The organism is Hyphobacterium sp. CCMP332 (assembly GCA_014323545.1).
Taxonomy (GTDB): Bacteria; Bacteroidota; Bacteroidia; order Cytophagales; family CCMP332; genus CCMP332.
This window is the reverse complement of sequence record CP058647.1, coordinates 2,977,253-3,003,162: the sequence shown is the minus strand read 5'-3', so window position 1 is coordinate 3,003,162 and position 25,910 is coordinate 2,977,253. Positions and strand designations below refer to the sequence as shown.

The 25,910-nt window shown below is 35.9% G+C and carries 25 protein-coding genes; 4 read left to right on the top strand and 21 right to left on the bottom strand.

Going from position 1 to position 25,910, the window contains the following annotated elements; translation table 11 throughout:
- Nucleotides 1-190: 190 nt before the first annotated feature.
- Entirely contained in the window at nucleotides 191-1,720 is a 1,530-nt protein-coding gene (gene guaA / locus HZR84_13225) for a glutamine-hydrolyzing GMP synthase (protein QNL22858.1), read from the top strand.
- Nucleotides 1,711-3,510, top strand: a complete 1,800-nt coding sequence (locus tag HZR84_13220) for a hypothetical protein (protein QNL22857.1) — start codon at nucleotides 1,711-1,713, stop codon at nucleotides 3,508-3,510. Before guaA ends, HZR84_13220 begins: the two co-directional genes overlap by 10 nt.
- Here the strand turns inward: HZR84_13220 and HZR84_13215 are convergent.
- The 6 genes from HZR84_13215 to HZR84_13190 form a co-directional block, all read right to left on the bottom strand.
- A complete protein-coding gene (locus tag HZR84_13215; protein QNL22856.1) occupies nucleotides 3,507-3,959 on the bottom strand; it encodes a DUF2452 domain-containing protein in 453 nt (150 codons plus the stop codon). The genes HZR84_13220 and HZR84_13215 overlap by 4 nt on opposite strands.
- A gap of 45 nt (nucleotides 3,960-4,004) precedes the next feature.
- On the bottom strand, nucleotides 4,005-4,235 hold the full coding sequence (locus HZR84_13210; GenBank protein QNL22855.1) for a hypothetical protein: 231 nt from the start codon (nucleotides 4,233-4,235) through the stop codon (nucleotides 4,005-4,007).
- A 72-nt stretch (nucleotides 4,236-4,307) separates the two neighbouring features.
- Nucleotides 4,308-5,714, bottom strand: a complete 1,407-nt coding sequence (dacB, locus tag HZR84_13205; protein QNL22854.1) for a D-alanyl-D-alanine carboxypeptidase/D-alanyl-D-alanine-endopeptidase — start codon at nucleotides 5,712-5,714, stop codon at nucleotides 4,308-4,310.
- A complete protein-coding gene (locus tag HZR84_13200) occupies nucleotides 5,711-6,382 on the bottom strand; it encodes a hypothetical protein (GenBank protein ID QNL22853.1) in 672 nt (223 codons plus the stop codon). The genes dacB and HZR84_13200 overlap by 4 nt, the downstream gene beginning before the upstream one ends.
- A gap of 1 nt (nucleotide 6,383) precedes the next feature.
- Nucleotides 6,384-9,422 carry an ATP-binding cassette domain-containing protein gene (locus tag HZR84_13195; protein ID QNL22852.1) on the bottom strand — a complete coding sequence of 1,013 codons (3,039 nt, stop codon included), beginning with the start codon at nucleotides 9,420-9,422 and terminating at the stop codon, nucleotides 6,384-6,386.
- Between the two features lie 68 nt (nucleotides 9,423-9,490).
- A complete protein-coding gene (locus HZR84_13190; GenBank protein QNL22851.1) occupies nucleotides 9,491-10,339 on the bottom strand; it encodes a DUF4097 family beta strand repeat protein in 849 nt (282 codons plus the stop codon).
- Between the two features lie 110 nt (nucleotides 10,340-10,449).
- Between HZR84_13190 and HZR84_13185 the strand changes: the two genes are divergently transcribed.
- A complete protein-coding gene (locus HZR84_13185) occupies nucleotides 10,450-11,034 on the top strand; it encodes a VTT domain-containing protein (GenBank protein ID QNL22850.1) in 585 nt (194 codons plus the stop codon).
- Here the strand turns inward: HZR84_13185 and HZR84_13180 are convergent.
- The 4 genes from HZR84_13180 to HZR84_13165 all read right to left on the bottom strand — a co-directional run bounded on the left by HZR84_13180 (nucleotide 11,031) and on the right by HZR84_13165 (nucleotide 13,212).
- The gene (locus HZR84_13180) at nucleotides 11,031-11,525 is read right to left on the bottom strand and encodes a DinB family protein (protein ID QNL22849.1); all 495 of its coding nucleotides are present in this window, start codon (nucleotides 11,523-11,525) and stop codon (nucleotides 11,031-11,033) included. The two genes, HZR84_13185 and HZR84_13180, sit on opposite strands and share 4 nt — an antisense overlap.
- Entirely contained in the window at nucleotides 11,512-11,892 is a 381-nt protein-coding gene (locus tag HZR84_13175; GenBank protein QNL22848.1) for a helix-turn-helix transcriptional regulator, read from the bottom strand. Before HZR84_13175 ends, HZR84_13180 begins: the two co-directional genes overlap by 14 nt.
- Before the next feature lie 202 nt (nucleotides 11,893-12,094).
- Nucleotides 12,095-12,667 carry a rhomboid family intramembrane serine protease gene (locus HZR84_13170; protein ID QNL22847.1) on the bottom strand — a complete coding sequence of 191 codons (573 nt, stop codon included), beginning with the start codon at nucleotides 12,665-12,667 and terminating at the stop codon, nucleotides 12,095-12,097.
- An 80-nt stretch (nucleotides 12,668-12,747) separates the two neighbouring features.
- Nucleotides 12,748-13,212, bottom strand: coding sequence for a hypothetical protein (locus HZR84_13165; GenBank protein ID QNL23268.1), 465 nt, complete (start codon nucleotides 13,210-13,212; stop codon nucleotides 12,748-12,750).
- Nucleotides 13,213-13,419: 207 nt separating this feature from the next.
- Here HZR84_13165 and HZR84_13160 point away from each other — a divergent pair, with 207 nt between their 5' ends.
- The gene (locus tag HZR84_13160) at nucleotides 13,420-13,836 is read left to right on the top strand and encodes a biotin transporter BioY (protein QNL22846.1); all 417 of its coding nucleotides are present in this window, start codon (nucleotides 13,420-13,422) and stop codon (nucleotides 13,834-13,836) included.
- Here HZR84_13160 and HZR84_13155 read toward each other — a convergent pair.
- From HZR84_13155 to HZR84_13105, 11 genes are all read right to left on the bottom strand, one after another.
- Nucleotides 13,810-14,727 carry a hypothetical protein gene (locus tag HZR84_13155; protein ID QNL22845.1) on the bottom strand — a complete coding sequence of 306 codons (918 nt, stop codon included), beginning with the start codon at nucleotides 14,725-14,727 and terminating at the stop codon, nucleotides 13,810-13,812. The two genes, HZR84_13160 and HZR84_13155, sit on opposite strands and share 27 nt — an antisense overlap.
- Before the next feature lie 13 nt (nucleotides 14,728-14,740).
- On the bottom strand, nucleotides 14,741-15,208 hold the full coding sequence (locus tag HZR84_13150) for a hypothetical protein (GenBank protein QNL22844.1): 468 nt from the start codon (nucleotides 15,206-15,208) through the stop codon (nucleotides 14,741-14,743).
- Between the two features lie 146 nt (nucleotides 15,209-15,354).
- On the bottom strand, nucleotides 15,355-16,005 hold the full coding sequence (locus tag HZR84_13145) for a CoA pyrophosphatase (GenBank protein QNL22843.1): 651 nt from the start codon (nucleotides 16,003-16,005) through the stop codon (nucleotides 15,355-15,357).
- 121 nt (nucleotides 16,006-16,126) lie between these two features.
- Nucleotides 16,127-17,041: a mechanosensitive ion channel gene (locus HZR84_13140; protein QNL22842.1), complete on the bottom strand. Its 915-nt coding sequence runs from the start codon at nucleotides 17,039-17,041 to the stop codon at nucleotides 16,127-16,129.
- 30 nt (nucleotides 17,042-17,071) lie between these two features.
- Nucleotides 17,072-18,289, bottom strand: coding sequence for a bifunctional glutamate N-acetyltransferase/amino-acid acetyltransferase ArgJ (argJ, locus tag HZR84_13135; GenBank protein QNL22841.1), 1,218 nt, complete (start codon nucleotides 18,287-18,289; stop codon nucleotides 17,072-17,074).
- 18 nt (nucleotides 18,290-18,307) lie between these two features.
- Nucleotides 18,308-19,339, bottom strand: a complete 1,032-nt coding sequence (locus HZR84_13130) for an N-acetyl-gamma-glutamyl-phosphate reductase (protein ID QNL22840.1) — start codon at nucleotides 19,337-19,339, stop codon at nucleotides 18,308-18,310.
- Nucleotides 19,336-20,532, bottom strand: coding sequence for an aspartate aminotransferase family protein (locus HZR84_13125; protein QNL22839.1), 1,197 nt, complete (start codon nucleotides 20,530-20,532; stop codon nucleotides 19,336-19,338). The genes HZR84_13130 and HZR84_13125 overlap by 4 nt, the downstream gene beginning before the upstream one ends.
- Nucleotides 20,533-21,300 carry an acetylglutamate kinase gene (gene argB, locus HZR84_13120; GenBank protein QNL22838.1) on the bottom strand — a complete coding sequence of 256 codons (768 nt, stop codon included), beginning with the start codon at nucleotides 21,298-21,300 and terminating at the stop codon, nucleotides 20,533-20,535. It lies immediately after the preceding gene.
- A gap of 53 nt (nucleotides 21,301-21,353) precedes the next feature.
- Nucleotides 21,354-22,511: an alanine racemase gene (gene alr / locus HZR84_13115; GenBank protein ID QNL22837.1), complete on the bottom strand. Its 1,158-nt coding sequence runs from the start codon at nucleotides 22,509-22,511 to the stop codon at nucleotides 21,354-21,356.
- Nucleotides 22,505-24,499, bottom strand: coding sequence for a hypothetical protein (locus HZR84_13110; protein QNL22836.1), 1,995 nt, complete (start codon nucleotides 24,497-24,499; stop codon nucleotides 22,505-22,507). The genes alr and HZR84_13110 overlap by 7 nt, the downstream gene beginning before the upstream one ends.
- Nucleotides 24,500-24,520: 21 nt before the next feature.
- On the bottom strand, nucleotides 24,521-25,744 hold the full coding sequence (locus tag HZR84_13105) for a carboxylate--amine ligase (protein QNL22835.1): 1,224 nt from the start codon (nucleotides 25,742-25,744) through the stop codon (nucleotides 24,521-24,523).
- Between the last annotated feature and the right edge of the window lie 166 nt (nucleotides 25,745-25,910).

Below are 25,910 nucleotides of genomic sequence, written 5' to 3'. Positions count from 1 at the left end.
TTGCCAATCAATTTGGTGGCCAAAAAAGCAAAAAATACTATTATAAGCATTTCAGGTATTCAAAAGGATTTGAACATTTAAACGATATCATGATCCTACGAATAAAAGTCCGTAGCGTATATGCTATTAATTATTTCCAGTTCTTAGTATAATTTCAAAATCAATTACTCCCTTTTATTAGTTTTGCGCCATGCCTGAAGAAATAGTAATCCTGGACTTTGGTTCTCAATACACTCAACTGATAGCCAGACGCGTTAGAGAGTTGAATGTTTTTTGTGAAATATATCCATATAACAAGGTCCCCGTGCTTAATCCCGAAATTAAGGGAATTATACTTTCCGGAAGTCCTTGCTCGGTTCACGATACCGAAGCACCCGAATTAGATCTAAAGTATATAAGAGGTAAAATCCCTTTATTGGGAATTTGTTTTGGAGCTCAATATCTGGCCAAAACCAATGGTGGCTCGGTCGAAAGATCAAATACCAGAGAATATGGAAGAGCTCACTTAGTAAGCATACATCAGGAAAATCAATTATTCAGAGGCATAGCCAATAATTCTCAAGTTTGGATGTCTCATGGAGATACAATCAAAACCTTACCTGAGGGTGCTGAAATTATTGCTTCTACTGAGGATGTGGAAGTGGGAGCATACAGTTTTTCAAACGAAGCAACGTTTGGCATACAATTTCATCCGGAAGTTACCCATACAGAAGAGGGGAAATTAATTCTGCATAATTTTATTGTGAATATTTGTGGATGTTCTCAGGACTGGACACCCGCACATTTTGTTGAAGAGACCATTTATAAACTAAAATCCCAACTGGGAAATGACAAGGTGGTGCTTGGCCTTTCAGGTGGTGTGGATTCAAGTGTTGCTGCCATGTTGTTACAACAAGCAATCGGAAAACAGCTGTTCTGTATTTTTGTAGACAACGGCCTACTGCGCAAAAACGAATTTAAAAAAGTGCTTCACTCCTATCGCGATATGGGTTTAAATGTGATCGGTGTAGATTCTAAAGAGCAATTTTATAAGGCACTTGAAGGAATAAGCGATCCGGAACTAAAAAGAAAAGCTATTGGAAAGACATTTATTGAAGTATTCGATGAAGAAGCCCATAAGATAAAAGATGTAAAATGGCTGGCACAGGGAACTATTTATCCGGACGTTATAGAATCTGTTTCTGTAAAAGGGCCTTCAGCAACTATAAAATCTCATCATAATGTCGGTGGATTACCCGATAAAATGAATTTAAAAGTTGTCGAACCTCTACGATTTTTGTTTAAAGATGAAGTTAGAAAAGCAGGTCAGGCATTAAATCTTGATCCAAACATACTCAACAGACATCCATTCCCGGGTCCAGGCCTGGCCATTAGAATTCTTAGCGATATTACTTCTGAAAAAGTCAGGATTTTACAGGAAGTTGATGACATTTTTATTGAAGGACTCCACAAGAATAATTTGTACAACGAAGTATGGCAAGCCGGAGCGATGCTTTTACCGGTTCAATCCGTTGGGGTAATGGGAGATGAAAGAACTTATGAAAATGTGATAGCTTTAAGGGCAGTAAGCAGCCATGATGGAATGACTGCAGATTGGAGCAGGCTTCCTTATGATTTTCTTGCCAGAATTTCAAATGACATAATCAATAAAGTAAAAGGCGTGAATAGAGTTGTATTTGACATAAGTTCAAAACCTCCAGCGACAATCGAATGGGAATAAAGAAAATCATTCTTTTAGTTTTTCTAATCATTATTAGTTTATTAAGCTATGCACAACAGGATTATGCCAGTAGGTTTTTTCTTGGAAAGTCATATTTGGAAAAAGAAAGTTATGATTTGGCGATGCAAATATTATTGCCGATTGCCAATAACGATCCTGAAAACCAATATAAAGAACAGGCAGCTTATCTTTATTCTATTGCCTCAATGAATGATTCGCTTTTTTTTCAGGCGAGACAAATGTTGTTGCAAATAACTACCAGATATTCTTATTGGGAAGGAATCGATGAGGCGAGATATCTCCTTTCAATTTGTTATTTCCATGCCAATGAACCCTCACTGGCTTTGAATTATGCTTCGATGATTGAAACTGAAAATCTTTTCCTCAATAGCAATAATGTCAAAATATACTATTTGATGAAATATGATGATCTTGAAGTTCTGAGAAAACTTTATGATCAATTTCCCAATGATGAAGTATTAGCCTATCGTTTTGCCCAACTGTTGCAACAAAATACAGGTAATGAAGAGGATATGATTCTTCTGGAAAGCCTTATCGATGTATTTAATTTTGATCCTGCCGGATTAAACAGGTCCGAACCCGATCAAAAAGTATTTAAAGACAGCTATAATATTGCCGTATACTTACCATTCAAATACCCTGCTGTAAAATCGAAAATACAATATGAAAAAAACAAATTTGCTTATGAGTTTTATGCCGGAATACTTCAGGCCGCAGACAGCCTTAAAAAACAGGGCATTTCATTAAACATCAGGCCTTTTGATACACGAGGAGATACTTCAGTATTAAGTCAGATTCTGGATCAAAACATAACACTCGAAGCCGACTTAATTATTGGTCCATTGTATCCCAATTTAAGTGAGATGATGCTCAATTTTGGTTTGGAAAATCAGATTATCGTAGTCAATCCCTTTACCCAAAATGAAGAGTATATTGCAGATAACCCATATGCTTATTTATTCCAGCCAAGTTATCAACATTTAAGCAGGATTCAGGTACAATTTGCTTTGGACAGTCTATTGGGTGATTCTGCAGCTATCAACATACTTGTAATGGATAAAACAGCTACAGATACAGCAATGGCCGCCATAATTTATAACCATTTAAAAGCAGAAGGCAAAACATTAGATACTATCATTGTTTTTGACAAAACAAGCCCCGGCCAATTACTTGATCTGTTTGGTGACAGTTCTCACATAGAAGACTTTACAAATATGTTCGTAACTACAACAAACCGAGAAGTTATTGGCAGAATCATCAGCGCTGTTGAAGCAGGCAATAGTCAGGTAAAAATTTTAGGACTGTCAAGATGGTTGGAATATGATAATATTGATTTAGTCCAGTTTGAAAGAAGACATGTTTACTTTCCCTATCCGGATTATATTGATTATAGTAAGAATTATTATCAGCGATATAGAATGCAATATGATTTTGAAAAAATGCCTGATTTCTATTCTGAAACAGGTTTTGAAATTATGATGCACTTTGGTCTTTCCTTATTTAAATACGGCAAGTACTTTCAAGAAGGTTTGAAAAACGAAAACTACAGGAAGGGTTTTATTTTTAGCGGTATAGACTATTCATTAGGAAATTTTAATGCCATGGCACCATTAATGAAAGTAAGAGATGGTAAAATTGCCCCTGTAGGATACAGGCCTAAAGTCGATTTGCTTAATAATTTTAGTCGAAGTTCTGTTTTTGAAATTGATAGTGTGGAAATAATTATTCCAAATCCTGAATTATCAGACACTACCGATATCAGAGATTAATCGAGATTACTTTCTTTTACTTCCCAGGTATGATCAGGTAATAGTTCAACAGAAGCAATAAATGCTGCATAGGGTATTTTCCTACCCCACTCTTTCGGAGATATCATTGATAGCACGTCCAGATCTTCATTTTTCTGATATAAAAAATAAGTGTGTCCAATTAAGGGTTCAAAACTCATTTCAGCTAAATAAATTCGGCTTGAGACTTCAACTCTTTCCTTAATTGCCTGAGCTTGTCGAGCAAGAGTTTCAATTTGCCCATAGATTTGTTCCAGCTGCTTTTGACTTTGTTTTTCCATTGCAGCCAGCCCTCTTCCCTTTATTTTCCCTTTGTCTGTTGGTTTGATTAATGCACCGCCAACATTGCTGGCATATTCCAGTAAACCGGGATTTAATGCAATTTTATCCGGATCAATCGGGTTTTGTATGTCTCTATTTTTTTCCTTCATTTTTCTAAATAAAAAAAAGCAGCTTGATGCTGCTTTATAAAGTCTTTATTTCGGAAAAAGTTTTTGCCGCAAGGCATCGGCTTTTTGAACACTGGCGGGATCCGCCTGATAGGTATTAGCTGTCTGACGAGGAGGACCATCTTTGTCGCCGTAAATCCTTTCGCTATTTGGATTGGGATCCTCAACTTCTGAAGGAGGATGATTTTGTTCAGCACAACCAGAAAGCATTAAGATTCCTGATAGAATGAATGATAATATTATAGATTTCTTAACCATTTTCTCAAATTAATCCTTAGCAAATATATACCAGAATGTAAAAGCATCAAATTAAATTTAGAAAATGAAATATTAATCTGTAAGACTGTAAATAACCTTTTCCATCTCTGAACTTATTTCAGAACTGTTGCCATCGTAATTATTCACAATGAAGGAAAAAGCGATTAATTCCTTATCTGAGTTTAGTATAAAACCGCTAAAGGCCTTTACCCGACTTAGCGTTCCCGATTTGACATAAAACTCATTCCCGTTCATTTGTTTAAACATATTTTTAATGGTACCCTCTTTACCTCCTTTTGGGAAAGTAGCCAAATAGCTTTCAAAATGTTCGGAGTTATAAATATGTTCAAAGAGTTCAATATGATTTGAAGTCGTAATCGCATTATATCGCGACAAACCACTTCCATCAGCAATAAATAAACCTTCTGAACTTAGATGTTGATCAAAAAAAAATGGGATTACATCTTCGGGTTTGTCCAATGCTTTGTTTTTTGCCATTTCCAATATTAAATGTTCCGCGTATAAATTATTGCTATTAACATTGGTTTCTCTGAGTATCTCACTCAAGTCTATTGATTTATGTGAATCTAAAATTGTAATTGCATTCTTATATTCATACCTGGCCTCTTTTTTGCCATTGACAAGAATATTATTATCAAGCAATTGTTTTTCAAATTGATTGAGAAAGTATCGCGCGGGATCCGGAATACTTGCCTTTATGGTAAATGTTCCCATTCCTGCGGGAATTGTGCCTCTAATAGCATATATATCACAATTAGGACAGCCATACACATAAGCCCTGTCTCCTGAATTCTTCGTTCCGGATTTAACTTGATTTATAAGATTAATTCCGAGTTCTTCGCCATCCGGATCCAATATTCTTGTTAATCCGCCAATTTCAGGGTTTTGATCAAAAGTGATTGGGAAAGTATTATTCTTAAAAGTTAATGAAGCAGGGCTGGCACCGTAATAATTTCCAAGATCCTGATAAACCCAGGTAGAAGGAGTCAGTAATCCGGAGTAATGTGTATCCAATACCAAGAGCTCTCCATTGATTTGCACGATACCTAATTGATTTATTTTTTCAGTCCATTTTTCTAGAATGTTGAAGTCGTAAAAATCCAAATTACCAAAACTTGGATCTCCTCCGGCAATAATTATTACATCTCCATTAAGTATTGAATCTTCCACAGTACCGCTATATGCGAGTTTCGTTTGAAATGTGTATGATGAACCCATTTCAAGTAAGGCTACTCCTGTTGTTATTGCCTTGAGTGTTGAAGCAGGTATGAGGCTCATGGAGCTGTTTACATCGATGATCTCTGTATTACTGCTTAGATTTCTCGCTTTAATGGACCATGAAGAATTCTTTAAGCCAGGTAATCCTTGAAATTGTAAAACTGCCTCATTGATATTTCGAATAGCCGAATGAACATCAAAACAGAGCAGTGCGAAAAGTATGAAGCAGATAAATTTCATGACCCTTTTATATTTATGATACGGCGAATCAATGATTTTGCCACGATGGAAAAATTCTTTTTGTTTGATGAATTTAGTAGTTCTCCCAGGGACTGAATTTTGCCATTGACCATTATTTTATCGTATGTGGATATACGCAATACTTTAAAGCCCAATACTTCGCCTGAAACATCCTGAAGAAAATCCCTCCAGGCACGCAATTTCCATCCGGAAGAACCAGCTCTCTCCAGCGATAAATCTCCGGGTTCTTCGGAGGGACCAAAAATTTTTAATGATTCTGAATTTTCCCAGACTCCATTTGAAAGACCGGCTTTAATGCATTCTTTTTCATTGTTCCTGCAATAGGATTTATATGATATTGTATTAAATCCCATGTAATTCATGTAGAACTCTGATTCAAGTGTTATTCTTCTGTATCTGTTAAAATGCAATTCATCATCAAATTGAATAAGAAGACCATTGTACTCCATATGATAGTGCATATCATTAGGCATAGCAAAGCTCTTTGAGCCCAGTTTGTTAAGAATATCTTTTAGACCGGAAGCAAACTTGGATTTTTGAATTTGATCCTCCCTTATTTTTGGAAGTACTATATCTGTTTTTAAAAAATTCTCGCGATTTAATTCCTCTTGAAGCAATTGAATTTTACGCAGATTGCGCAATGACATATTATCGATATTTTGAAAGATTGCCGAAATAATCCACCAATTTTCTCAAAACATCAAAATAAAGAAGAACGAAGAGTAAAATTGTCATTACCCATATTAGGACAACATTAAATGGTAATGTATTGTAAAATTTACCCATAAAATACTTTTCAGGCGCGTAAAAATGGGTTCTAAAACTTATTGGACTATCGGGAATATTGGGTCTTTTGTAAATTGGGTTTACCTCCTGTATTATTTGTTCTTCAGTCTCAACGAATCGCACCAGGCTGGTACTATTAGTCACAAGTTTTTGCAACTGGTCGTTGTGATACAAATATTGTTTCATTCTGAAAGCCTTTTCATCTTCTTCTGTCTTGGTCATTTCAGCAACGATTTTGTCTTTTTCCGACATGGCATTTTGATTGACCTTGGAAAAATATAAATTGAGATAATCCAAATAGTCAATAACGTCTTCCAAGGCATCTCTTTGAATATAATCTGAATCAAGACGTTCTATTTCAGGAAATTCGAGTTTGTCGTAATTCTTTAAGAGCTTTTCTATTTCATTCTTTATCAAACGTACATTGTAGGATAATCTTTCCTGAACTTTCGGATCCTTCGAACTTAGAAACTGAAGCGTATAATCTGCTTTGTTTATTAATTCCGGAATAAGAAATGAAGTTTTAAATTCCGAATCAGCGATGACCCTGTCATAAAGATAAAAGTCCTTTTCAAATTCATTGTTCTTAAACTGATTAACACTTAATGCTTCAAAAGCCCATCTGGATGCCATTACCTCACCAAAAAGTGGCACTTTATCCAAGGCTGTTAAATTGGGATTTATTTCATCAAATTTTACCAATACACCTCCCAGCATCAGCTGAGGAATTAGCAAAATCGGTATCAAAATATAAACGGTTACTGCTGAATTGAATGCTGATGAGATATTTAAACCCAGCATATTTGCAAAACACGAAACGGTAAATAATACGAGCCAATATTCGTAGCTAAGCCCCTGAATTCCAAGAATATAATTACCAATAAATACAAAAAATACAGTCTGAATTGCTGACAATGAAAAAAGCAATGCCGTCTTTGATAATAAATAACTCGCTCGGCTTAACTTTAAAAATACCTCTCTTTTGAGAATTTTTCGATCTCTTATAATTTCTTCGGCACTCACCGTTAGCCCCATAAATAAAGCGACTATGACCGCCATGAATATATAAGCCGGAATATTGACGTTTTTTCCAAATAGATATCCAAATTCATTGGTTTCACTTTGAGTATAATATCTTACGATATAAGCCAATAAGAAGGCTAAAAAAGGTGCTTCAAGCAGATTTATGGCAAGATATTGGGTATTGCTGATTTTTGAGAGAAAATCCCTTGTCAGGAATATCCACCATTGTGAAAATACATTGGGTTTTTTTAAGGTGCCTTCCGGTTTTTCGTCATAATGTTCGATTTCAGGTAAGTCAATATTTTCCTGATAGACATTATACCACTTCTCGGGACTTAATTTTCTTTTATTGGTAATTTTTCCATATTCATCAACTATTCTGGTCTCCAGAATATTAAAAATCTGTTCGGGATTAACATTTCCGCATTCTGAGCATTCTCCCTGGTCGCTGTTGATTTGATTTGTTTGCTTTTTGAAATAGACCACACCTTCCACAGGGTTGCCGTAATAAACGGGATAACCCCCTACGTCTAAAATGAAAAGGCGATCAAACATTTTGAAAATATCTGAGGAGGGCTGATGAATTACTACAAAGATCAGTTTACCTCTAAGAGATAGTTCTTTTAGCAAATCCATTATATTTTCAGAATCTCTGGAGGAAAGACCTGAGGTTGGCTCATCGACGAACAAAATTGAAGGTTCCCTCAAAAGCTCAAGACCGATATTTAGACGTTTTCTCTGACCACCGGAAATGGTTTTTTTCAATGGGCTACCAACTTTTAGGTCTTTTGTTTCCTGCAAACCCAATCTACCCAAAGTACTTAATACCAGTTCATCTATTTGCTCATCATTATAGTCTTTAAAACAGAGCTTGGCCGCATAATACAGATTTTGGTAAACGGTTAGATCTTCGATCAGGAGGTCATCCTGAGGTACAAATCCAATCATTCCCTCTGTTTTATGCTGTTCTTTGTAGAGATCAATACCGTTTATTAATATTATTCCGTCTGAAGGCTCAGCAGTGCCATTCAAAACATTCATTAAAGTTGATTTTCCGGATCCACTTGCACCCATAATACCTATGAGTTTACCTGAAACTTCTCGAATATTTATATCCTGAAGACCTATTTTACCACCGGGAAATGTATACAGAACATCTCTCGCTTCATAGGATATATGAGAGGTATGCTGATCTTTTAAGAATACAGAAACAACATCACTGTAATAGATCGGTTGAGTTTTACCGGATCTTATATTGCTACCTGTCGGAAAGTTATATATCCTGTTGTTTTTTAAGGGTATACCATTCAAATAGAGCTCTTTATCCCCCAGGTATTTTGCTATATACATTTCAAGCTCTGGGATTCTAAAAACGCCCATTTGACCCGGGAAATAAGCTTCGTATATGTGCTTTTGGCTGTTATCTGGGCTTTTCTTAATCCCGTCAATGATAATCAGATTGGCCTGATTTAAATTGCGCAAATCATCTTCCACGACAAAAGATTTCATGTCGTTGAAAAGTGCTTCTTCTATATTAAAAGAGCTTGCAACGGTTAAAATAAAATCATTTTCTGAAGCAGAGATGACTTTATCTGCCAATATCAATTCGAGCAATCTGTAAATGATGACAATTTTCTGTTGCTGTGTCATCTCCTGATTGACCTGATTACAAATCTTTAGAGTTTTAGTGGTATCCGATGTTTTAATGTCCTTTCCCGCATACTCATCAAATATTTTAATATACAGTTCTGCCTCATCGGCGTTGATCTGTTCTTTTAGAAAATCTTTGATTACCTGACGCTCTTCCACCTTAACACCATCAACTTTGGCGACGAGTGCAAACAATTGTAATAAAGCTTCGAGAAGTTTTTCGCTCATTTAGATTTTCTAAAGATTGATGCTAAAATAGCAAAGCCAATATAATTGCATTACATTTCTTTTACTTTTTATCTCCTTATAATAATTGTACCGTTACCAGTGCTTATCGAAGAACTGGGATAAGAATCATTCAATTGAACTTTTCTAAGGTCATAATACTTGTTTAAAGCATCAGAATAAAACTCTTCGATACCGGAAGTTGTAAAATCACAATAAACCTTTCCACCACCCTGAAAGGTTAATATTTCTAAATTCATTTTTAATGGATATCCATTGAGCGATATTGACAATGTATCGGTACCTGTATGCGCGCTCATCTGATAGGCAAGTTCATTCTTGGCATCAATTGACAGTTTTCCCGAACTTGTACTAATTTTTGATCGTCCCATAAGCTCCCAGTCGGTTAAATTAATATCTCCGGATTGACTCAGAGCCTGAAGTGCCGTACTTGAATTTTCTATATCAATATCTCCTGTTGTACAATTAATATTAAAAGTGCCGCTGACGTTTTTTATACTAACACTCCCATTTTCAGACCTGATTGTAAGGTTTATAATTTTTGGAACATTTATCTTCCAGGTATTACCTTTTTGATTCTTAATGATTGATTTTTCGCGAATAACTATTTGATTATTACCCTGATAGACTTCGGAATTTTTATTCCCCATCTCAGGAAAAACTTTATTTATCAAAACACTGTCCTTGTCCCATGAATTAATCTCAAGGTCACTTTGACTTAACTCAATTAAAATCATAGAACTTTTGGCAAAAGTGCTAGGAATTTTCAGTTCTTGTTTGACTTTTGGTTTTTTTTCCTTTTCATCGCGGATTATATTGACATTCTCATAGGGTTTATTTTTATCCCTGGTACATGAAAGTAAAATGAATAGGCTAAAACAAAATATTTTATAATGCATTTTTCTTATTGTCAAATTTAATTTCCACGGTTAAAAAAATCCTTGTTTTAAAAAACTTAGCCAAATTGCTCAAATATTTATCAATTTGAAATTTTCATATCAATAAGAAGGTGAGTCGAAGAAAAAAAGAAGCTTTTAAATTTTTTACTAAAAATCTCTTACAAGGGATCATATGGTTTGCTATAATTCTTTTGGTTCTTTGGCTTGGTGCCAAATATCTGCCCGATGACATCAAAAACTGGCTCACACCACTAAGAGAAAGGCCATTTCTGGTTTACAGTATTTTTTTTGCTTCTGAAGTTATTTTCGGAATTATTCCTCCTGAAATATTTATGGTTTGGGCATTGGATCAAGGTGTGATCTATTACATGGAGGTAATTATGCTTTTAACCGTTCTCTCATACGCTGGTGGCATAATTGCCTATTTTATTGGTCGTTTTTTTTCCAATACGGCCATATTCCGTCATTTTAAGAAAAGTGAGTCCTATTATAATTACAGTAGAACCTATAGAAGATATGGAGGTATTTTAATATTGATCGCAGCAGTCACTCCTTTGCCTTTTGCATTAATAAGTATGATCTCGGGAAGTTTTTCCTACAGTTTTAGAATGTATTTGCGTTTTGCCGCTTTTAGGATTTTAAGGTTTGTAGTATATGGTTATTTCATCTGGGAAGGAATGAATATAAGTTTCTAATTCAGATACTTTTCTTTAATCACATTTCTGTGATGTTTTTCATGTCCGGCAATAACAAATACCAGAGCATCAATTGAAATATCATTTCCATTGGCATTCCCGAATTTAGAATAATCTTCTTTTTTTATCTCATTGCAAAGATGTATTGTATTTCTACGTAAAAAATCATAACGCTTTATTAAGTCCTCCCATTCCTGAGAATTAAAATCTGCATTTGAAACATAGGCATTGTGATCAAATCCAGGTAATGGATTCTTTTCATTTCTCAAAATTGATAAAAGGCGAAAAGCAAAAATTTGTTCAGAATCACATATATGTCCCAGCAATTCCCGAATAGACCATTTGTCTGGGCTGTACTTAAAAAGTGAATCTTTTTTATTAATATTTTTATAGAACTTTAAAGATATTTTATACTCTATATTTAAAACCTCCCTACAATCTTCATTTTTAAATAAGCTTACATAAGGGTTATAAAATTCAGGTAGTTTCATGGTTTCCATAATCTTTAAATGATCCGTTTTTGAAAAATATAACAATTCTTTCAATCTCGGAATTATTATCTAATTGAGATAGGGAATGTTCGTATAAATCATTTTTTTTTATAATAACATTTTCACTTGATTCAATTTCATTCGCATCATTTTGTAAGCGACTATTTTTATTCAATAGGAGAGCGTTTAAATCTATCTCCTCAAAAGACTCACAAAGCTTTATTACAAAGTCCAAACTTGGTTTGTTTCTACCTGAAAGAACATGTGAAACATTGGCGCGTTTCACTCCAATTAAATCTGCAAATTCAGAAGCGCTTAATTTTTTTGTTTCCAGCAAGGATTTAATTTTAACAACTATAGCATCCATGTTAACAAATGTATACAATACATTTAAAAGAGAACATTTATATCATTATTATTATTGATAATTATTAGGGTATCAGTTTAAATACATTATCATATATTATTGATTATAAATATTTTACAATACAATAAGATACAAATGTAAACACGTGCAAAAGAGTGTATACAATTACTGTAATTTAGCCTGAAATTGGTGACAATATGTCCTAATAATAAGAACTAACTTTTTTATAACGCGAGAAATAGGATGCTGACACAAGCCCCATTAAAGCTCCAAAAAAATGACTCTCCCAGGAAATACCAACCTGACTTGGGAATACACCATAGATAATTCCACCATAAAAAAATGCAACTATCAAAGAGATTAAAATTGAGGTTAGATCTTTCCTGAATATACCAAAAGTCATTAAGAATAATGCTATTCCATATATCAAGCCGCTGGCACCTATATGATAATTAGGTTTGGCAAATACCCATACCAAAATACCTGTCATGAAATAACAAATGATAAATACCGGAATTGCGATTCTATCATAAAAATAGAACAAAACTGTTCCCAGGATTAAAATTGGGAGTGCATTTGAAATAAGGTGTATATAGTTGCCGTGAATTACCGGCGCAGTAAGAATACCAATTAGGCCGCTAAATTCTCTTGGATATATGCCTAGAAATCCCAGGTCTATTTTCATAAGAATTTCAGAGAAATAAACAGCAAAGAGCAAGAGCACAAAACGCAGTGGGATGCTTGTACTCTTATTAAAATGACTGGAAAAAATCATTAATTCTAATTAAGCAAGAAATAAGTTCTAAAGGAAAACTTAGCTCAATTATTTGTATAATGAATATCAGGAAGGCTTAATTATTTTTCAGGATTCTTGATCATTTTCAGATCAATTAATTTACTTTCTTCCACACTGATACTAAGCATGTTTAATATACCTCCGGAGGCTTCGGCTACTTGTCTGGCAAAGCTCTTCATGCTTTCATAAAAGTTTATAGCAAATTTTTTATCAACCTTTTCAAGAATTGGGTTAAGATTTTGAAGCTCTTCCTCAATTAGTCTGTTTCTTTCCTTATGATCATCAGGAAGGTTTTGAATGAGATTGTTCATGTGGGTTTCAAAGTCCTTATGAACCTCATTATAATAATCTATCAGTATTTGTCTTGCTCTGTAGGTTTTGAGCTTTGCTAATGAAATTGCTACACTTTTCTCTTTGTTGTCTATTTTACCATCTGCACCAGCTATTAATACTGATACCATTGCCGGAGCTTTTAACAACAAGCTGATTTCTTCTTCACTTAGTTCTTTGAATTGCTCGATCATATATTTATTGATATTTGCCAAAAATCATAATTTTCAAATTTTAAACCAAACTATTTGTATCTCTTACACAAGCATTTTTTTATTAAAGGCTCCGGGGCCTATTTCAGCCTTCTAATAGCAGCTACTTGCTTTATTTTTTTATGCACTCTGGGGCCAATTTCATTTTCTATTGGATTCATTGATATTAGTCTTCAAAGTTATTTTATTATGCTATTGGCTTTATTCATGAGACCCCTCACGTCATTCATGTTATTACTTCTTTATCTGATTATCGGAGCCTTAGGAATGCCAGTCTTTTCGGGATATAATTCCGGATATGCATATTTATTCTCCATCAGTGCAGGTTTTCTATATGCATTCCCACTATTCGCGTGGTTTTTTTCATGGCTCGTGAACAAACACAAAAACAACTCCATTAAAATTTTTATTGATTCACTAATAGCTCAAATCGTGCTGGTAGTAATCGGATTTTCATGGGTTTTGATTCAAAATCAAGCACCTATTGCAAAAATTGCAGAGAATGCATTTTGGCTTCTTCCAGGTTTGCTTATCAAATCAATTTTAATCTCACTGAGCAATTATGTAGTTATCAATAGATTATTCAGAGCAAAAAGTACTGATTAATTCAGGATTAGGCATGTATCTTCTTTCTCTTGCTTTTTTTAGATCTTCGCAAGCCCCTTCCCTGTCAAAAAGCGAATTACGCACAATGGCTCTGTAATAATAGGCCTCAGCATGATTTTCATTGTAATGCAAGACCTCGTTTAAATCTCTGAGCGCTGATATGGTATCGCCTGTATGTAAATAGGTCTGTGCCCTCATAAAGTACATGTCAGGATCATTATTTACCAAAGGGATATACGCATTGAGGTCATTAAGAAGCGCCTTGTAAATCCCAAGATCATTTAATAATTCTATTCTGAATTTTAAATTTTTTTCAATTAGTGGGTTTATCATTAGGGCCTGTGAAATTACATTGAGTGCAAGGGCCGTATCTTGTAATTCCAAATATATATCTGCCAATAATTCTCTTGATTCAAGATTGTAGAGCTGTTTGTTCATGACCATCAAAAGTGTTTGCTCTGCTTTAATAAAATCACCTTTTTTATGATATATTCTTGCCTTAAGAATATGTGCTTTATAATAATTATTGTCGTAATACAGCGCTTTTTCAACCTCCATTGAGGACTCTTCTAATTTTCCCGCCTCAAAAAAATTTTCGGCTTTTAAAAAATGCACATCTATGTTTTGGGGTTTGATTTCAAGGGCTTTATAAAAATATAAATCGGCAGAATCGTAATGTCTCAAACTTTTATGACAGAGGCCCCCGAAAATGTAAGCATTGATCTGGTTTTTATCCAATTCAATGACTTCATCAATTTCTTTTAGCGCTTCCTTGTATTTTTCCTGTCCCACCAATTGATATACTGTAAGAAGCTTTGCGCTAACAGAAATATCTTGCGCAAAAAGGCCCATTGGCATTAACAGAAAACAAAAAATTTTGAGTTTTTTCATATTTTTTAATAATCTACCAGTTGGCATCATCACCGGTAGACCAAGGGTCAAAGTCGGGGTCGTCCGGATCCAATTCTTCTAGTTCCTCTTCTTCTTTATCTTTTTTCTTTTTCTTCTTACGTCCTTTTTGATCGACAGTTGTGCTGTCTTGTTTTACAGGCTCTTTAAATACCAATAGGTCTCCAAATTTTCGATTGTAAACAATCATTTCCCTGTTATAGCCCGGTTGTTTCAATTGGCCTGTGCTGTCAAGTAGAGTGGAATCAATGAGTGGTAAGACCATTTCTGCCGGAACGAATTCGAGCAATTTCCATTTTTTCTTCTTTTTTACATCCACTACAATTCCAAATTCATTCTTATTCATGAAAGATCTCAGGTTTTCCTTTATCTCCGGAATAGAATCATCTGTAAATTGTGATATAAACTGAAATTGTTCATTTTCCCCTAATATAAAAGCGCTGTTATAAGCCGGACACACCATTTTTTTTCGGCACGAAAAAGTAGCGCTTAATAGAAGCAGGAGAAATGTAAAAAATAAGAATTTTGAGAAATTCCTCATAAAAAAGGCTTAGCAATGCCTGCAATTCAAATATAGAACGTTTTAAATGATTGGGCAATCCTGGAAAATCAGTCTATGGCTTTGTATTCCTGGACAATACTAAAAAATTCAGACATTAACATCGCAGTTGCCCCCCAAAGAAATTGCTCCTCAATCGGAATGCCGGGCGCATTAATTTGGTAACCATTGGCCGTGTATATTGATTTTGATTTGACATTTTTCGGGTTTGACAAATAGTTTAGAGGGACTCTAAGTACCTCCTGAACTTCAGATGGATCCGGCACAAATTGGGGTTTATAATCTAACCAGGCTACAAATGGATGAATAATAAAATTGCTGACTGGAACAAAAAGATGACTTAATCTACCAATAATTTGATTCTGGTCAATTTTAACGTTTATTTCTTCAAATGTTTCGCGAATGGCTGTTTGCAAGATGTTCTCATCGTTTTCTTCGTATTTTCCACCGGGCAAGGCTACCTGACCGCTGTGGACACCCCTGTATTCATTCCTTACAATCATAGGAACATGGCTAAGGTCATTTTCCGGATATAATATCAGCATTACACTACTAATGCGCGGTTCCTGACTTTTATTGAAAGCAAACTTCACCTCTTCTCTCCTTTTTAGCGGCGCCAGATTGTACTGTGCTTCCTCTCCCGGTAAATTACCGGCCAATCTAGTTTCAAGCCAATTTTTAAATGATTCCGAATGATTCATTTTGAACAAATATCAAAGCCCAATGGATACTAAAACATAATTATTTGAATAAATAGCCATTGCAATGTTAAACTTTGTCCACATGTCATTTATGAATTTATTTAACTAAATATTATAAAAGCTACTGCTTTGTTTTATTTGCTACATTGATCTGGTCAACTTCTCCAATTTGTAAGCCGCCTTTGATCCCAAAATCCAGCGTTCGAATTGGGAATGGTATGGTAATTCCATCTTTGTCAAATGCTTTTTTAATTGCAATTATCGCTTTGCTTTGCGCATCCAAAAAACCTTGCTGGTCGGGATAGTGAATCCAGAACATCAACGTAAAATTTATTGAGCTGTTATCAAATTTGTTATAATAAACCCCCACATCAGTATCCCTAAGCTTAATATTTAATGCTTCAATAGCCTCTATGGCAATGTTTTTGACTTTTTCAAGATCCTCAGCATAAGACACTCCAATTTCTAAATCTACTCTCCTCTCATTGGTTTTGGTATAATTGGTTACTGCTGCCTGAAATACGTCTTTATTGGGAATTAGAACATGCAAGCCCTGAAATGTTTTTATAATGGTAACTCTCAAATTGATTTCTTCGACTTGTCCAATGAAGCGCTCCGTTTCAATGATATCGCCCACTTTAATGGGTTTGCGAAATGCCATAATAATACCGGATATGAAATTCGTAGAAATATCCTGAAAAGCTAAGCCAAGCGCTATACCTAAAATACCTGCACCGGCTAGAATTGAAGTAACCGTTTGCTCAAGATGCAATACATTTAATGCGATCAGGAATCCCATTATAATAATTGCCATGTAAAAGATATTGGCAAATAGATTAATGACTACGACGTTATTCGAAAGCTTTTGAAAAAGCCGTTTAAACGCTGAACGAAGAAATTTTCCTATAATATAAAACAGAAGTACAATCAAAATTGCCACAAAGAGGTTTGGCAACATTTCGATAAGTCCTTCCAGCCAGGAATTGACTTTTAATTGAATTTTTTCTAAAACACTTGGTACTTCAATCTCTTCCATTTAATCGATGTAAATATAATTTAATACAGATTAAGTTGTATACATCGAATTGAACATTACATAGTCAGTAGTGAGATCTGTCCCCCATGCTCTTGCATTGGCTTTTCCTTCCCGGAGTTTGATTTGAATTATAATTTCCGATTTCTTTAAGATTCTTTTTAAACGATTGATATCAAATTCAAGAGGTTTGCCAAAATCGAGCATTTGAACTTCTTCGACTTGATTTCCAAGGAAAAGATCAACCCTTGAGGGATCAAAATTAACGCCGGACCTGCCCATAGCCGCTAAAATTCTTCCCCAATTAGGGTCTCGCCCGAAAATTGCGGTCTTTACCAGCGATGAATCAGATACGACTCTTACCATTTTTCTGGCATCTTTTTTATTTTTTGCACCGGTCAATTGATATTCTATGAATTTTGAGGCGCCTTCTCCATCAGAAATAATCAATTTAGCCAAATGCACCATTAATTCATTCAGTTTTTCCTTAAACAACTTGTAATATGGGTCATTGGCTGAATTGATCATATCGTTGTCGGCCAGGCCATTTGCCATTATCGATGCCATGTCATTTGTCGAAGTATCTCCATCCACAGTTATCATATTGAAGGAATCATCGACTGCTTCTTTAAAAGCTTTTTCCAAAAGTTTTTGCTCAATATTGATATCGGTAAAAGCAAATGCCAACATTGTCGCCATATTAGGGTGAATCATACCCGATCCTTTTGCAATTCCGCCGATATTAATGGTATTACCATCAATTTCAAATTCAACGAAACCCTCTTTGGCAAATGTATCGGTCGTTAAAATGGCATTGGCAGCAAAAGAACCTGCCCGGGAGTTTTTTGAAACATTCTTGACATTCTCTTTAATTCCATTCACCACATCTTCAGTCGGAAAGGGTTTTCCAATTATTCCGGTTGAAGCCACAAGCACATCTTCTATATTGATATTGAATTCTTCTGCGGTGGCCTTCGCCATTGCAATTGCGCCTTCTTTTCCCTGCTCCCCAGTTACGGCATTGGCATTTCCGGCGTTGACAACAATTGCTCGAGCCTTACCTCCTGATTTTTTTAAATGCAGTTTGGATAGTTTTATCGGTTCTGCAAGTACAATGTTTTGAGTAAATGTTGCAGCTACTTTTGCAGGAACATCGGAGTATATAATTGCAAGATCCCGACGCATGGATTTAATTCCTGTATGCGCTCCCCAGCATTTAATTCCTCTGACGTTCGTTATATTCCTTATCATGTCCAAAATTTATATAATTTATGGTTGAAGTGGTATTTGATTCAAGCCGAGCTTTTCTTCAAAACCCAGCATTATGTTCATATTGTGTATTGCCTGACCTGCAGCTCCCTTCACAAGGTTGTCAATCGTTGCCACTGATATAATGGTATCCGTTCTTTCGTCATATGTGACAAAAATATCGGCAAAATTGGTTCCTCTGACTTCTTTTAAATTTGGAAGACTTTTTCTCAAACGAATGAAAGGTTCGTCTTTATAGAAAGCTGAATACATTGAATTTAAAGTTTTATCCCCGACTTTCTCCCTAGGTTTGGTATAACATGTCGATAAAATTCCACGATCCACAGGAAGTAAATGCGGGGTAAAAAGAACGGATAAATCTCCTTTTTGCTGTTCCTCAAGCTTTTCCTGTATTTCTATGCTGTGTCGATGTGATTTGATGCCATAGGCTGTAAAATTGTCATTGACCATAGAAAAATGAGTATTTGGTCTGACCTTTATCCCCGCACCTGTAACTCCGGTTTTAGAATCTATGATTATATGATTTTTACTTACAAGTTGATTAGCAAATAATGGAGCCAGGGCTAATATTGCCGACGTAGGAAAACAACCTGGATTGGCAACTAATTTCGCAACTTTAATTGAAGTCCTGTACAATTCCGGAAGGCCATATACAGCTTTTGCAAAACCATCTGCATATACATGGTCTTTTTTATACCAATATTCGTAAACGTTTTTTCCCGATAATCGAAAGTCTCCGGAAAGGTCAATGATCCTGTAATCCTGATGATGCGCCTTTACAAAGTCCATAGAAACACCATGGGGCAAGGCCAAAAAAACAATGTCAAGATCCTTTGGCAGATCATTAATACTGATGAGCTTATTGTTTATTAACCCAAGAAATTGTGGATGGACATCTGAAAATTCCTCTCCCTTTCTACTTTCTGAAGTTATAGCGGTGATTTCTACTTCGGGGTGGTTAATAAGTAAACGAACGAGTTCCGAACCTGTAAATCCTGTGGCACCAACTATTCCTATTCTCATCCTTCTCATGCTCTTTCCTCCTCTATTGATTTAAGTAATACCTTTAAGACAGTTTCCAAATCCTCCCCAGAAATATTTAGTGGGGGTACCAACCTGATAACATTTCCAGCTGTGGCATTGGCTAAAACTCTGTGTTTCATCATCTTGTTTACAATTGGTTTTGAGTCAATATTTAGTTCTATCCCAATCATCAATCCCAAACCTCTTACTTCTACTATCTCTGGATAGTCTTTCTTGATATTTTCGATTTTGGATTTTAGCCATTCTCCTTTTCTCGTAGCTTCCTCCAACAAATTTTCATCTTTAATGACCTGAAGTGTAGCTAAAGCCGCTGCACATACTAGTGGGTTACCTCCAAAAGTAGTTCCGTGATCTCCCCAATCTATGCTGGTACCCACTTTTTCAGAAGCCAGTACCGCGCCAATAGGCACTCCACCTCCCAAAGCTTTTGCGAGCGTCATTATATCCGGTTTTACATCAAAATGCTCATGTGCGAACATTTTTCCCGTTCTTCCCATCCCGCATTGTATTTCATCAAAAATCAGGACAATGTTTTTTTCATTGCAGAATTCACGTAAATCCTTTAAAAACTTTTTAGCCGCTGGATTTATTCCACCTTCACCTTGTATGGGTTCTAGCATTATCGCTGCAGTATCCTTGTTAACCTTTTCTCTGAGAATGGAAATATCATTAAAGGGAACATGGCAGAAACCATTTGGAATGGGGTCAAAACCCTTCATCATGGCTTTTTTTCCAGTTGCCGCCACTGTGGCCATTGTCCTGCCGTGAAATGCATTTTTCATAGTGATAATGGTTCCACCTCTCCCATTTTTGTAAGCGTATTTTCTTGCAATTTTTATGGCCCCTTCAGCGGCTTCTGCACCGCTATTGCCAAAAAACACTCGTTGAAGTCCGGATAATTCAGCCAGTGTTTTTGCGAGATTCATCTGCGCTTCACTTAAATAGAAATTGGATATATGAATTAGATTAGCCGACTGATTACAAATGGCTTGCACAACTTTGGGATGTGAATGCCCAACATTATTTACTGCTATTCCGGCAAGTGCATCAATGTATTCAATACCTTCCATATCCCATAACCTGGACCCTTTTCCTTTTTTAAATGCAAGGGGATACCTTTTAAAGGTAGGCAGGTAATACTTGGCGTCTATTTCGTGTAGTTCTTTTGTAGAATAGGTCATTTATTTTGTAATTATCGTCCCTGTCACTGAATTCTGATTGAGTGCTTTTAATAAAATATCAATTTCAGTCCCATTTATTATTCTTGCTTTTGCAGCACCATTTTTTAATGCAATTTGACATGATTCAATTTTCGGAATCATTCCTCCCTGTATACTTGAGCCAAAAAGTCTTTGAACCTCCTTTGAGGATATGATTTCGATCAAAGATTCGGCCTTGTCTTTATCCTTTCTCAAGCCATCTGTATCGGTAAGGACTATGTATTCGTCGGCTTTCAAGGCTCCGGCAATTGCACCGGCCATCATATCCGCATTTACATTATAAGTATTGCCTTTTGTATCTGCAGCTATGCAAGCAATAACCGGCGTATAATTTTTTTCAAGTAAATCGTATAAAATTTGGGGGTCTACTTTTTCAATATCTCCTACGAGTCCTATATCAATTTTTTTACCTTTTTCCTCATGATATCTGCGTTTGGCAATGGCCAGTCCCGCATCTTTTCCGGAAAGACCTATGGCCTTTCTTCCTTTATTATTGAGAAGCATTACAATTTCCGTATTTACTTCTCCCCTTAGGGTCATTTCTATATATTTAATAGCTTCCTTGCTCGTTTTTCGGTGGCCGGCAACAAACTTTGACTCAATCTTGACTTTGTCGAGAATTGATTTAATAAATGGCCCCCCCCCATGAACAATTACTATTCTATATCCAAGGTTTTGTAATTCTGCAATATTTGAAATCACTGAATTTTTAACCTTTTCATTAATCATAGCATTGCCGCCATATTTGATCACTATGGTTTTTCGCTGATTTTTCAGAATAATTATTTTACAATTTTTCTGGGAATAGCTGCAGGTAATCTGCTGAGCATCTCATTGTTTATAAGTTGGGTTACCTGAGTAAAAGAACTGATATTGATGGTGTTATTTTTTTGTCGTCCAACCAATACTACCTCATCATCAACTTTAACATTTGGAATATGTGTGACGTCAACCATAAAAAGATTCATATTTATCAGACCGACAATTGGCGCTTTCTTTCCATGAATTAGAACAAAGCCCCTGTTTGATTGCGCTCTGGGATAGCCATTGGAATACCCCAAAGGCATAACCGCTATTTTCATTTTATGAGTGGCCTGATAGGCTGTTCCATAACCTACAAATTCACCAATCTCAACATCGCGGACATCCATTACTTCAGTTTTCCAGGTAAAAATTCTTTTAAGGGCTCCGCTTCCTTTTTTTCCGGTTTCGGAAATATGAGCATAGTAAATATCCGGGCTGGGCCAAAATCCGTATTGTGATACCCCAATTCTTACCAAGTCATAAACGGTTTCCTTATAGGCCAATGCAGCAGCAGAACAAGCGATATGTCTTAGTTTAGGTACTATTTTTCTTTTTTTACATACCCTTAAGAACTCTTTAAATTTTTTGTGTTGACTTTCAATTTTAAATTGATTTGAAAAACTTTCAGCTCCGCCAAAATGAGTGCAAAGTCCGGTAAATTCGAGATGTTTTGAATGTTTTTTGAGAAAAGTAAGACTTTTTGAAAAATCTTTGGCTGGCAATCCGGTTCTGTTGGCACCCGTTTCAACCTCTAAATGTACTTTTGCCTGAATATTCAATTCCCTCGCAAATTCCAATACTTTTAATAGTCGATCATAATTGAATACATAAAATTCAATGTCATTTTCTATAGCCCATTTGATATCCTGTTCATATAGAATACCCATAATCATAATTTGACTCTTTTCCGATTTCACTTCCAATACCTCTTCTGCTTCAAAAGCAGATGCAGTAGCAAAATGATTAACACCGGCCTTTTCGGCCATTTTTACAAATTGTTGAATTCCATGGCCATAAGCATTGGCTTTTACCACCGATGAGATAATGGGCTTTTCACCGATTTTCTTACGAAGAAAATTAATATTACTCGTAAGTGAAGATTGACTCAGCTCTATTCGGGATGAGTGTCTTACCATAACTTAATTTGTTGACTCCAGATATAAGATTTACCCCAGCTTTGTTCAGCCAATGTTTTTACTTTTATTATCTCTTCCTCAGGCACATTGCTAATCCAGGAATTGGTAATTAAGGGATCGTAGTGAAAGGCATACACCCTGGCTGCAAATTCCTGAATAGGTAGCGATGACTCTCCGTGTTTTTCACCATGACCGTATACCGAAGGTTTTATTTCCTGACCCCAGTTTTGCCGACCTTCATTATTTGGATTTAAAAAATAAACTCTTGTTTGATCGTCCTTGTCTTTTTCAACTCTTAACATGGAAATTGCATGAAACCCAACCATGTCTCCCTTATTACTTGTAATAAAGATTCCCACGGGATTGGGATAAACCAAATGGCGATTGCCATTATAATCGGGATGAAATGCCGCATAAAAAATTCGGACAAACCCACTGAAATCCATTATGGAATTGCTTAAATAGTCATAACAGGATGCAAATCCAACCTGAATCCAATGACCGTACATCGACGGGTTTACCCATTTGTGAGGATCTTCCGTTCTTCCGGATGACCGGCGCATCATTTCGTTATATATTTTGTCAAGATGAGGGACCAATACTACAGAAACTACGTCCAGATTATAGTCCAGCTTTTCTAAAAGGCCCTTTCCGAGCTGATTTGAAACCAGATCGTGATTTTCAAATCGAATTAACAGATTATTTTGAGTAGCAACAGTAATAATCATGTCGATCAATTTCGCTGGTGCGTGTTGGCTCCACATACTTATCCCCCTTGCAGACTGGCAGGTGGGATTGTTTCCCTGACCTACTCCCAATGGTTGTCCCAGCACCCTGATTACTCCGCTCATCAAATATTGTATGGCAGATAATCCGGGACTTGGGTTAACAATTGATTTTAAAATTCTTTTTTCAACCTGTGGATTAATCTTAATTTTTCTGAGATTTTCCAAGCCGACCCTAACAACTCTTCTTACGAATAGATTTCTCCGCATCATTTCAGAAAGGCCATAAATAAACTGACAATTTTCCGGATGGATAATATCCATAATCAATTGGCTCAGCATCAATCTGTACTCCTCCCATTCGGCTTTGCCCTGATCATTTAAATCTAATAATACAGGAACCAATTCCGGGGTGTCGCTTACCAGTTTTTTAAGAAGCATTGCATGGTATTTGCTAACCAGACCGGTTGCGTTCATGTATTCTCCCATTTCCTCAGCTTCAGAGTAAAGGGTATTTCGGCTACAGTTTTCTACAAAATTTTGATAATCATCCGGGCTTTTATTTTCTCTGGCTCCTTTTGATGGGGCATATAATGCATTTATATAGGTTTTAATAAAATGATTATTATTCTGCTCTGTGTCAGCTTCAAAATGACGATCCAGCATTCGAATCAGTTCTCTGGCCTTACGTGTAACGATCGGCCTTTGCTCACAAGTCAGTTTAACTTCCAATGCCAATTTTTCAAAAATACCCTTAATCTCAATTTCCGAAAGTAGGAAACCAAAAAGATTGATCGCTTTTTTAATCTCTCTTTCAGACATAAGAGATCGGGTTTCTTCACTGATCTCTTTAAATGCAAATTCAAGATTATGAACAATAACCTCCTCCATATAATCCTGAGCCGTTTCTTTTGAAAACCTTTGCTCTGACTCCGGAAGCTCTTCGTTTAAATAATACAGCATTCTTAGCTCAGATAGAACTTCAAAACTCGAACCGGGGTGCCCGTTAAGTAATGTGCCTTTGACCAAAAAAGGCACCAGTTTCTCCGGATCCGACCATGCCGTGCCATTGAAAAAACCTTCTTTTTCAAGTTCCAGACTCTTTTTATACAAAAAGGTCAGACCGTTTCTCGATAAAGACAGGATATCAATTTGACTTGCAAGTTTTGCAGCTTTTTCCTGCTTTGTAAGGTCAGTAGCATTTTTAAACTCATCAAAACTTCTTTCAAAGTTTTCGTAAACCGTATCGGTTATCACATCCATTTGTTAGGATTAAAATTTTGATTAGATATAAAAATCTACTTGTTCATAGTGCCGGAGCAATTCAGTCATTCTGTCGGGATCTTCACCTTTAAAATTGATGGTCCCAAAATGATTTCCAAAGCCTTCCCTGCTATCACTGATTTTTTGAGTAGATAATGGAGGAATCAGGTTATGATCCACAAAATATGGTTCATTATTCAATTCCTCTGGTATTTCAAGTTTAGAAAATTGTGATTTCCTCGGATAGATCATTACGTTGCCGTTGTAGTTTTCGGGCCTGTAATCTTTTGGTGGAAAGATATTATCCAATTCTTCATCACTTGCATTTGGATCGTGACATAAAACAAAAGCTGCCAGGGCGTCAAAATCATAGGATTTTCCACACAATTCTAAAATATGCCCTCCAGGAATTCTACATGCTGTTTCCCCGAAATTTAATTCGTCGTTTTCGGTTAAGAACCACTCCGGATGTACCATTCCGTATTCTATCCCAAAAATATCCACAAGTTTTTGTACGTGTTTCTCTATCAAATCTCTTTTGGAATGCAAATAGTGTCCCTCAGGTATAAAATTTGAATAGCCCAGCTTGACATACTCCGTAATATTCAGAAATTTAATTTTTCCTTTGTGCACAAAGGCTTCACAAGAAAATTCCCTTCCCGGTAAGTGACTTTCTGCCAGGCATGGAAAATCACCATCCTGACATTTTTCATCGATATCATTCATGGATTTTAACAAGCGATGCCCTACAGTTCCTGCAGATGCAAAAGGCTTAATATGTACCCAGGAATCTTCCTCACCTGGTAATTGAAGATTAGCCTCATTTAAACGCCTCATAAATGCTTTTACGCCTTCTTTATTATGCACCTCCTCAAAAAGCCCAACCCGAAGTCCGCCGATTAAGGCTTTTCTTTTCATCATGGCCTTGTTTCTAAACAAAAATGCACGATTGAGAACACGCGGATCATTTCTATAAATCGAATTTAAAGCTCCTGCCCATTCTACTGTTTCTTCAAATAATGGAACAGCTACATCAACATTAAAAGGTTTTAGTTTTTCTGCTAAATCAAGGGAATTGGACGTATCATTCCACTCATCCAGTGTGTAAGGAAGGAAGGGAATGTTATTTTCATCAGCGTATTGCTGAAAATCAGGAAAAGATACAACTACATAAGATTTGCCGAGTTTTTGCATACTTTCGATGACAGGTAAACTCCAACCCATCAATGCGAAACAATTGGCCATAATTAATTAAAAATTTGATTTTGAATAAGAACGCACCTATCCTCCTGAACAGATAATAAGTCGCTATGGTAGATTTTCCACCTTGTGATATTGCCTAACATCTAAAGAAATAATGACTTCCCTAAGTTATTGTTCCTTAAAATCTCAATCCCCTAGTATTATGCAA